Origin of the sequence: Gordonia sp. (in: high G+C Gram-positive bacteria) (assembly GCF_049299075.1) — a bacterium.
In the GTDB taxonomy this organism is placed as follows: domain Bacteria; phylum Actinomycetota; class Actinomycetes; order Mycobacteriales; family Mycobacteriaceae; genus Gordonia.
Map to the genome: position 1 here is coordinate 1 of NZ_JBAQWU010000335.1, position 8,859 is coordinate 8,859.

Here is an 8,859-nt window from a genome sequence, read left to right on the forward strand (position 1 = left end):
GTCGTACCCACCGAGGTCGACGACGGTCGCGTCCGGCCGCCGCGCGATGACCTCCGGCGCCGGTTCATCCGCCCAGGCCCACAGGTCCCAGTCGGCGACACCGAGGTTCTCCAGCCGGGTCGCCAGCCGGATGAACTCGGGCACCTCGCTGGCCCGCAGTTGCGGGATCAGCGACTCGCGGACATCCGCCAGGTCCTGGTTGTTGGCCGTGAGATCGATCGCCTCGATCTTCTCGCGCAGGATCGCTTCGACCCGCAGCATGGCGTTGAAGTCGTCGGCATCGTCGACCGGGTCGATCTGCATCAGGGCGGCCCGCGAGGCGAGCGCCATGTCGACAAACCGGATGCGCAAGGGCAGTTCACCCTTTGCTGAATCGGGCGTGCGGCGCAGCACCGCGATCTCCCGGTCGGCCAGTTCGGCGGCCAGCGCGGGCGGGGCGTCGTCGTGCGCCTCGACGATCCGGACGAAGTCACTGTTCGGGTCGAGGATGACCAGCGGGAGTCGAGTGTGCAGCAGCACCTGCTCGAGCAGCACGCCGAGCGCATAGGTCTTACCCGAACCACTCTGCCCGCACCAGAAGGTGTGCCGGTTCATTCGGGTCGCGATCAGATGCGCCGGATCGGCGGTGCCGAATCGGGTGCCGATGGGGAGGTCTGCGCTCATGAAGGCTGATCCTAGTGTTGCCGGGTCAGCCGTCGCCGAGCAACGCCGCCAGCACCGCGACCACACCCTGATCGGCGTTCGCTGGCGCCTGGTAGCGGGCCCGGTTGAGCACGTCGGGGTGGGCGTCGGCCATCGCGAACGACCAGTCCGCGCCGTCGAGCATCTGCAGATCGTTGAGGTAGTCGCCGAAGACGACGGTCTGCGCCGGAGTGATGTTCAGGTCGTCCTGGAGCATGCGCAAGCCCACCCCCTTGTCGATGCCGGGTGCCATCAGGTCGATCCACTTGGGTCCGGACACCACCACCTGGCAGCGGTCAGCGAAGGCGCTGTACACGTCGCGGGCGGAGTCGGCAGCGCCGTCGGCGTCGAAAATCGCCACTTTGAGAATGTCGTCGTCGACGGTCAGTAGATCGTCGAGCGTGGTGAGCCGGTGGTAGTACTTGCTGAACTCGTCGATGAAGGTCGGATCAGTGCGCTCGGCGTATCCGCCCTGCACGCCGCAGACCACGAGACCGAGGTCCCGATGGTGGGCCGCTTCGCGGGAAGCGAGCACCACCTCGTCGGCCAGCCCGGCATCGAGGAGTTTGCCCGGATGAAACTGGCCGTCGTGGACGACGAGGTTGCCGTTCTCGGCAATGTACGAGATCCCCTCCGGCGACCGGGCGAAGAGCGCCTCGAGCGTGTAGTACTGGCGCCCGCTGGCCGGGACGAAGGTGATGCCGCGTTCGCGCATCCGATCCAAGAGCGGCCAGAACCCGTCGGGCACGTCGCCCTGCGGGGTGAGCAGGGTGCCATCCATATCGGCGACCACCATGCGGACGTCATCGGGCAGTTCGGGGATCGGAAGGTCGGCCACTCTCCGATGGTCTCATCTCAGGCGCGATCGAGGCGACGCTTCACCCACTCGTCCACCGGTCGGCCGCGAACCAGATGTTCGTCGACCAGCCGGGCGATTCGGTCCGGCCGCATGCCGGAATACCAGTCGCCGTCCGGGTAGACCACCAGCACGGGCGCCTGCCCGCAGGGGAACAGGCAGCCGGTGACGGTCGCCAGTACGGCGTCGTCGTCGAGTCCACGGTCGGCCAGCACGGCTGTGAGCGTTTCCGACGTCTCCCGGGCGCCTTCGACGCTGCACCGCGGTCCCCGGCACACCAGCACGTGTCGGGCGCACTCGGGGACATTTTCCCAGGCGGGCGACTGAATCGGCGCGGTGGTCTGCCGGGCCGGCGTTCCGCCGTGGGCGACGGCCTCGCCGAGCAGGTCGACGAACCCGTGCTGGCTGGTGAGCAGTGGCGCGATCCGCACTTGGGGAGCACCGACGGGCTGCAGGCGCAGCCAGTGCCCGACGATCCGGGCCAGCCACGAGTCCTGCTTCGCATCGCCCAGGGTCTGTCCACTCACCAGCAGAACCGATTGCGCCCCGGCGGCTGCGGCATCGTCGAGCGCCTCGGTGATCGGGGTATCGGAGCCGCCTTGCACGGCCAGCCGGAACACGATCGCCGGATACCGGGTGCGCAGTTCCGCCAGCGCGGGCGCCAGCACCGTCGCCGGCCGGTGACCGCGATCGGTGGGTGCGGTGACGATCACCCAGTCAGCGGTCACGATGCGTCCCCCCGGTGTGGTGATCCGATGGTGCCGCACAACACCACCATCGGCGCGCCCGAGCGCGGATGTGCCATCACCTCGGCGTCGAGTCCATAGACCTGGGCCAGCAGTTCCGGGGTGAGCACCTCGGCGGGCGAACCCTGTGCCACGACACGGCCGGCGCAGAGCACGATGAGGTGATCGCAGTACAGCCCGGCCAGCGACAGATCGTGCAGCGCGGCGACCGCCGTGACCGGCATCGACGCCAGCAGCGCCATGGTGTCCAGGGCGGCGGCGACGTCAAGGTGGTTGGTGGGCTCGTCGAGCAGCAGCACCTGCGGTTGCTGGGCGAGGGCGCGGGCGATCTGGGTTTTCTGCCGTTCGCCGCCCGACAGCGACTGCCAGCTACGGTGCCGCAACTCTTCGATGCCCATGGTGGCCAGCGCCTCGGTCACCACGGCGCGAGTGTCGGTGCGGCCGAACCGCCCGCCCGCATGCGGGATGGTGCCCAGGTCGACGATCTGTTCCACGGTCAGCTCGGTCTCGGCAACCGAATGCTGTTCGACGGCCGCCACGACGCGCGCAAAATCACGTCGCGAGTAGTCCCCGACCGGTCGTTCACGCAGGCGCACCTCCCCCGCGTGCGGCGTGATCCAGCGGGCGATCGCCGAGAGCAGCGTCGTCTTCCCCGAACCGTTCGGCCCGACGATGCCGGTGAAGCCGCCAGCCGGCATGAATGCGGTCGCCTCGTCGAGGAGGTTTTTGTCGCCGATTGTCAGCCGCAGACCCGCCAGGGCGATCGGCGGCGGCGTGCCCGGCTGCCCGGCCGTCATGCGGCCGCTCCGTGGCTGCGGAGGATCCACACGAACACCGGCACGCCCACGATCGCGGTGACCAGGCCGAGGGGCAGTTCCCGACCGGGGAGCACGGTGCGGGCGAGGATATCGGTCCACACCAGCAGGACGGCGCCGATCAGCGCCGTGGCTGGCAGCAGCCGTCGATGCAGCGGTCCGACGATCGCCCGGGCAATGTGCGGGATCACCAGACCGACGAAGCCGATGATGCCCGTCTGCGCCACCAGCACCGCGGTGCACAGCGAGACCACCAGGTACAGCACCCAGCGCGTCGCGACCACTGGGACGCCGAGGCTCGAGGCGGCGCGATCACCGAAGGCGAACGCATCGAGGGTGCGCGCGTAGAGCCAGACGACGGCCAGCACCGCGGTCACCGTTACCGCGACCAGGATGGTCGACGGCCAGCGGGCCCCGGCCACCGAGCCGAGCGTCCAGCGCAGCACGGTGGCGGCCGCGTCGCGATCGCCGAAGTAGACGATGGCCGAGGTGATTGCCGCACCGCCTTGCGCCACGGCGACACCGGCCAGAATGAGCCGATTCGGCAGCAGTGCACCCGAGCGCGTGGTGGCGATGGCGAAGACCAGCGCCAAGGCGCCGAGCGCACCGATGAACGCCGCCGTCGAGACCGCGCCCATACCCACGGTGGCGGCCGATCCCAGGCTGGTGGTCAGCACGACGACGGCGCCGACCGACGCACCCGACGACATCCCGAGCAAGTATGGGTCGGCGAGCACATTCCCGGTCAGGGACTGCAGCACGGCCCCGGCCACGGCCAGGCCCGCGCCGACGGCCGACGCAGTCACCACGCGCGGCATCCGCAGATTCACCACGATGTGGCGGGTCGCCGGATCGACGCCGTCGACCAGGTGCAGCCGGGCACCGACCGCGGCGAAGACCTCGCCGAGACTCAGTCCCACCGAGCCGATCACGACGCCGATTGCCAAACTCAGAATCAGGAGTCCGACGAGGCCGACGATCAGTCCGGCATAGCGTGCCGACGACCACCGCGCCCAGGTCGGTACCGTCGTGCCCCGGCGACTCAGCGGGCGCCCAGGGCGTCCGACAATGCCACGGCCCCGTCGATCGTCCGGGCGCCGGGCGTCGACTCGGAGAACGGAATCACCACGTATGCCTGGTTCTGGACGGCCTTCAGATCGCGCAGGACCGGATCGCTCTCCAGGTATGCGCGCTTGGACTCGGCCGAGGAGAAGTTCGCGTCGATCAAGACAATCACCTCCGGGTCGGCCGCAACGACCTGCTCCCAGCTGGCATCGGCCCAGCTCCCCGGCAGGGCGGCGAAGACGTTGGTGGCCCCGACCGCCTCCATGATGAGCTGCGGTCCGCCCTGGCCAGCGCCCACCGACGGCGCGGTGGTCTCGTTGTCCCACCACAGTACTTTCACGCCCTTGCCGTGAGCGGCCTGGGCGAGCCGGCTCAGCGTCGCGCGCATCGTCTGGTTCTCGGCGTCGGCTTCAGTGGTGCGGCCGAACAACGTGCCGTAGTCGGACGCCTCCCCGGCGATCGCGTCCCACGACGTCGCCGGACGATCGGCCTTGTTCTCGCAACCGAACGGCGACACGTAGGTCGCGATGCCCAGGCCACCGAGTTCGTCCCGGCTACCGATGCCCTTATCGCCGAAGGCCGAGGAATACGACGCGGCGACCAGGTCCGGCTTTTTCGACAGCACCGTCTCCAGATCCGGATACTTCTCGGCGAGCACCGGCACGGCGTCGTAGGCCTGCTGGTATCGGGGGGCGATCGCGTCATCGAGGTAGGCCGTCCCGGCGAGGTCGGGCCCGGCCCCGACGGCCAGTGCCGACTCGGTGGCTCCTTGGTTGACGGTGATCGCTCGGGTCGCTGGGGCATCGAGGGTGACGGTCCGGCCACAGTTCTGCAGGCTGATCGCGCCAGCGGATGCGGCGTCGTCGGTCGAGCCGCAGGCGGCCAGGCCGACCGTGAGTGCGACCGCGGAGACGACGGCGATGACAGGGGTGAGGGTGCGCACGGGCGACCCGCCTTCCATTCTCGTGGAATCGGTGGTGCGTTGCGGCCGGTCTCCTGGCTTTGCAGGGCCTCCCGGCGACGGCACCTTCCCGAGCGTGGTGCTCAGTGGCCGGGAATGCTCCCGAAACCGTCTCCGGACCTGCTCACAGTGGCGAGAACCGCGCCGGTTTTCCACCGGACTTCCCGAACACCGCAGCGTCATGCGGATCATATCGGATCGGTGCGGGAAATACTGGGCGGGGAATACTGGGCGGGGAATCGAGATTGACAAAACCATGAGCGAGATCGAATTCGGACTGGATACCTTCGGCGGCGTCACCATCGATGAGCAGGGCAGTCCGGTACCGCACGACCAGGTGATCCGGGATCTGGTGGCCGACGGCACCCTCGCCGATCAACTGGGGCTCGACTTCTTCGGTGTCGGCGAACATCACCGCCCCGATTTCGCTGTGTCGGCGCCGGAGATCGTGCTGACCGCGATCGCCGCGCAGACCGCCCGGATTCGCCTCGGCTCGGCGGTCACCGTGCTCAGTTCTGATGACCCGGTGCGCGTCATCGAGCGGTTCGCGACGCTCGACGCGGTCTCGAACGGCCGAGCCGAGATCGTCGCCGGCCGGGGGTCGTTCATCGAGTCGTTCCCGCTGTTCGGATATGACCTGGACCAGTACGAGGTGCTCTTCGAAGAGAAGCTAGAACTACTGTCTGCACTGCTCACCGGCGAGCCGGTGACGTGGAGCGGAACCACGCGCGCCGGGTTGACCGACCAGCTCGTGTATCCGCCCACCGAGCAGCCGATTCCGACGTGGGTGGGCGTCGGCGGCAGCCCCGAATCGGTGGTGCGCGCCGCGCGGTACGGGTTCAATCTGTTCTTGGCGATCATCGGCGGCGAAGCCGAGCGCTTCGCGCCGTACATCGATCTGTTCGAGCGGGCGCAGGATCAGTTGGGTGTATCGCGGGCGCGGGTCGCCGTGCATTCGCCGGGCTTGGTCGCCGACACCGACGAGCAGGCGCGCGAAGTTCTCTACGACGGCTGGCTGAAGTTCCGTACGCAGCTGGGCAGCGAGCGCGGCTGGCCGCCGCCTCGTCCCGGCGACTTCGAGCGGGAGATCACCGACGGCGCGCTCTACGTCGGATCGCCGGAAACGGTGGCCCGCAAGATCGTCCGCACGCTGGGCGTGCTGAAGGTCGACCGCTTCGACCTGAAGTACGACCAGGCGGTGCCGCACGCCGCGCACCACCGCACCATCGAGCTGTACGGCGAGAAGGTCGTGCCGATGGTGAAGGACATGCTCTCGTAGGACTCGACTGACGCCGAATCGTCGCCGTGCCCAGCGCGGCCGATCTGCTCCGTTCAGAACGGTGGTGGGCCGTCGTGTTTGGCGGCGCGGTTGCGGGCGGCGCGGAGGCGTTGCCGAGCGGCGCGGCGCCAAGCATGTTTGTAGGCGGTCGCCGCGCGCAGGCCGTCGCCGGCGCAGTATGCACTGTCCCCAGCCACCACGGTCGTGCTGGCGGGGCTACCGGTGGTGGCCGATCGGTCTCGCCCAGGTAAGGCGTGGGCGTCCGGTGGGACGTGGGCGTCCGGTGGTGCATGGCTGTCCGGTGGTGCATGGCTGTCCGGTGGTGCATGGGTGTGGTGCAGGCACGCCAGTTGGGCCAGTTGCGGGAAGAGCCATTGGTTCGCGGCGGGGGTGTCCACGGTGATGCCGTGGGCGGTGGTGGTGGAGGTCCACACCGTCCCGGCCTCGTCGATCCACTGCTCGTCGATCCACTGCTCGTCTATCCACTGCTCGTCTATCCACTGGTCGTCGATCCGGCCCGCGGAGGAGGCTGATGCCCCCATAAATGTTTTCAGCTGGTGATGCATCACGCATTTGGGGCTGATGTTGCACAGGCAGGTCGGGCCACCGGAGTCCGGGCAGATGTGGTCATACTCTTCGACGTGGTCGAGTTCGCAGGACCAGGCCGGGCGTTCACATCCCGGGACGGTGCAGGTTCCGAACAGGCCGCGGACCAGGGCCTCGAGGGCAGCGGTCGGCCGGTACGGGTCGGCGGGCTGGCTGGTGTGGACGATCAAGACCGGCGCGGGCGCCGGTGTCTGCCGACCAGCCTCGCACGCGGCATTGCCGGCGACCGCAGCATCCGTGCCCGCAGCATCCGTGCCCGCAGCATCCGTGCCCGCAGAATCCGTGCCCGCAGCATCCGTGCCCGCGGAATCCGTGCCCGCAGAATCCGTGCCCGCGGAATCTGTGCCCGCGGAATCTGTGCCCGCAGCATCTGTGCCCGCAGAATCCGTGCCTGCGGAATCTGTGCCCGCAGGCTCGTCGGTGGCAGGCTCGGTTGTTACGTCCGCGGTGGCTGCGTCCGCCGTGTGCGTGGGTGTGGTGAGGGTGCCCAGGTCGAGGTCCCGGACGATCGCGTCGGGGCGGGCGGCGATATCGCGAACCTGTTCGGCACTGATCGGGCCGGCGCCGTCAAGATAGGCGGGCTGGTCGTCGGCGCCGGTCAACGTACTTTTCTGGCAGACCGCGTGCACGATGATCCGGGCTTGGCGTTGCGAGATCGCTTCAGCGGTCAACATGGCGGTACAGGCAGTTTTGTCCGGGCACGCGCAGGTGAACGGCAACTGCCGCAGCCGGGCTATCGCATAGGCCGACCGGCGTTGCCCCAGCGTGCGCGGATCGTTCCCGCAACAACCGGCGACCGCGGCATTGACCGCTTCGAGTGCCAGGACAGTTTCCTCTGCGCTAGCGGTGATGTTCAACCCACCCAAACCATCGGGATAGTCCCGCTGGGACACGTTCTTACGGCGCCGAGCCTTCTCGGCCTTGCGGCGGACCGCATCACGGTCATGGCGGTCCACGATCCGGTCAGCGATCTTCTCGGCCTTGCGTTGCGAGATATGTCCGGCCGCGGCCAACCCGGCCGCCAGGTCCAAATCGACCGCATCGATCAACACCCGCTCGTCGACCACATCGGTACGCGCCACGACCGCACTGAACATCTCCGCCGAAATTGTGCCGTCCCGCAACAACACGGCAGTCTGCGGGAGCCGCTCAGACATGGCGACTGCCTCCCCGACCAGCCGTGTCGCGGCCGCGTTCGGGATCGCGAACACGATCGCCACCTCGGTCACCGCCAACGTGTACGGATCGAACAAATCCCGCTGATCCTGCCCAGCACACACCGCATCGTGTACATCAGCCAACGCGATGTCGATGAACTCCGAAATCCCGGTCAACTGCGCCCACTGCAAATACCCCTGACCGCGATGAGCAGCGCGGGCGTAGACCAACCAGCCCCGACACTCACCCTGATCGCCAGCCCCACAGGCCGGGGCGACCATCCCCGCCGGCGCGAAATCGACCTCCCGCCACCCCGACGCCACCGGAGAGCCACCACCCTGGTCGGCACCGATCTGGTCGGCACCGATCTGGTCGGCACCGATCTGGTCGGCACCACCCTGGTCGACACCGATCTGGTCGACACTGCGCTGGTCGGCACTGCGCTGGTCGGCACCAATCTGGTTGTCGGGGGTGTGGTGGGTGGTCATGTTGTTCACCTCCTTCGTCGCGCGTCACTGTTCGAGTGTTCTATGGTTTAGATTACGTACACATCGTGGTGTGCGCAAGAGCTTGTTTCTGCTGTCTTGTCTTACTGTATGTGCTGGGTACGACAGTTTCGTGTGCGGTTTTCGGAGTGGGTTGGTGGTGCGGCCCGCAGTGGCCGTCGACGGTATGTGGGACATCGTTCGACG

The 8,859-nt window shown here is 68.2% G+C and carries 9 protein-coding genes and 1 riboswitch; of the genes, 2 read left to right on the forward strand and 7 right to left on the reverse strand.

All coding sequences use genetic code 11. The annotated features are described in order from the left end of the window. The 6 genes from WAW85_RS10555 to WAW85_RS10580 form a co-directional block, all read right to left on the reverse strand. Positions 1-663 (reverse strand): helicase HerA domain-containing protein (locus tag WAW85_RS10555; protein WP_422559569.1); only part of this gene is annotated, 663 nt, incomplete at its 3' end. A gap of 25 nt (positions 664-688) precedes the next feature. Continuing rightward, entirely contained in the window at positions 689-1,519 is an 831-nt protein-coding gene (locus WAW85_RS10560; protein ID WP_422559570.1) for a Cof-type HAD-IIB family hydrolase, read from the reverse strand. A 17-nt stretch (positions 1,520-1,536) separates the two neighbouring features. Continuing rightward, positions 1,537-2,265, reverse strand: a complete 729-nt coding sequence (locus WAW85_RS10565) for a (2Fe-2S) ferredoxin domain-containing protein (protein WP_422559571.1) — start codon at positions 2,263-2,265, stop codon at positions 1,537-1,539. Further along, positions 2,262-3,080: an ABC transporter ATP-binding protein gene (locus WAW85_RS10570; protein ID WP_422559572.1), complete on the reverse strand. Its 819-nt coding sequence runs from the start codon at positions 3,078-3,080 to the stop codon at positions 2,262-2,264. The genes WAW85_RS10565 and WAW85_RS10570 overlap by 4 nt, the downstream gene beginning before the upstream one ends. Continuing rightward, positions 3,077-4,078 carry a FecCD family ABC transporter permease gene (locus WAW85_RS10575; RefSeq protein WP_422559575.1) on the reverse strand — a complete coding sequence of 334 codons (1,002 nt, stop codon included), beginning with the start codon at positions 4,076-4,078 and terminating at the stop codon, positions 3,077-3,079. The genes WAW85_RS10570 and WAW85_RS10575 overlap by 4 nt, the downstream gene beginning before the upstream one ends. Before the next feature lie 62 nt (positions 4,079-4,140). Then, positions 4,141-5,106: an ABC transporter substrate-binding protein gene (locus WAW85_RS10580; protein WP_422559573.1), complete on the reverse strand. Its 966-nt coding sequence runs from the start codon at positions 5,104-5,106 to the stop codon at positions 4,141-4,143. A gap of 26 nt (positions 5,107-5,132) precedes the next feature. Next, a riboswitch (cobalamin riboswitch) is annotated at positions 5,133-5,315 on the reverse strand. Between the two features lie 65 nt (positions 5,316-5,380). Between WAW85_RS10580 and WAW85_RS10585 the strand changes: the two genes are divergently transcribed. After that, positions 5,381-6,403 carry an LLM class flavin-dependent oxidoreductase gene (locus tag WAW85_RS10585; protein WP_422559574.1) on the forward strand — a complete coding sequence of 341 codons (1,023 nt, stop codon included), beginning with the start codon at positions 5,381-5,383 and terminating at the stop codon, positions 6,401-6,403. Between the two features lie 53 nt (positions 6,404-6,456). Here WAW85_RS10585 and WAW85_RS10590 read toward each other — a convergent pair whose 3' ends face one another. Further along, positions 6,457-8,625, reverse strand: coding sequence for a DUF222 domain-containing protein (locus tag WAW85_RS10590; RefSeq protein WP_422559576.1), 2,169 nt, complete (start codon positions 8,623-8,625; stop codon positions 6,457-6,459). Here WAW85_RS10590 and WAW85_RS10595 point away from each other — a divergent pair. Further along, a complete protein-coding gene (locus WAW85_RS10595) occupies positions 8,566-8,706 on the forward strand; it encodes a hypothetical protein (protein WP_422559577.1) in 141 nt (46 codons plus the stop codon). The genes WAW85_RS10590 and WAW85_RS10595 overlap by 60 nt on opposite strands. The last annotated feature ends 153 nt before the right edge of the window (positions 8,707-8,859 follow it).

What these genes read in the sequence shown, in the direction of transcription:
- WAW85_RS10570 (WP_422559572.1), bottom strand. Translation starts at nt 3,080, where the DNA reads ATGACGGCCGGGCAGCCGGGCACGCCGCCGCCGATCGCCCTGGCGGGT.
- WAW85_RS10585 (WP_422559574.1), top strand. Translation starts at nt 5,381, where the DNA reads ATGAGCGAGATCGAATTCGGACTGGATACCTTCGGCGGCGTCACCATC.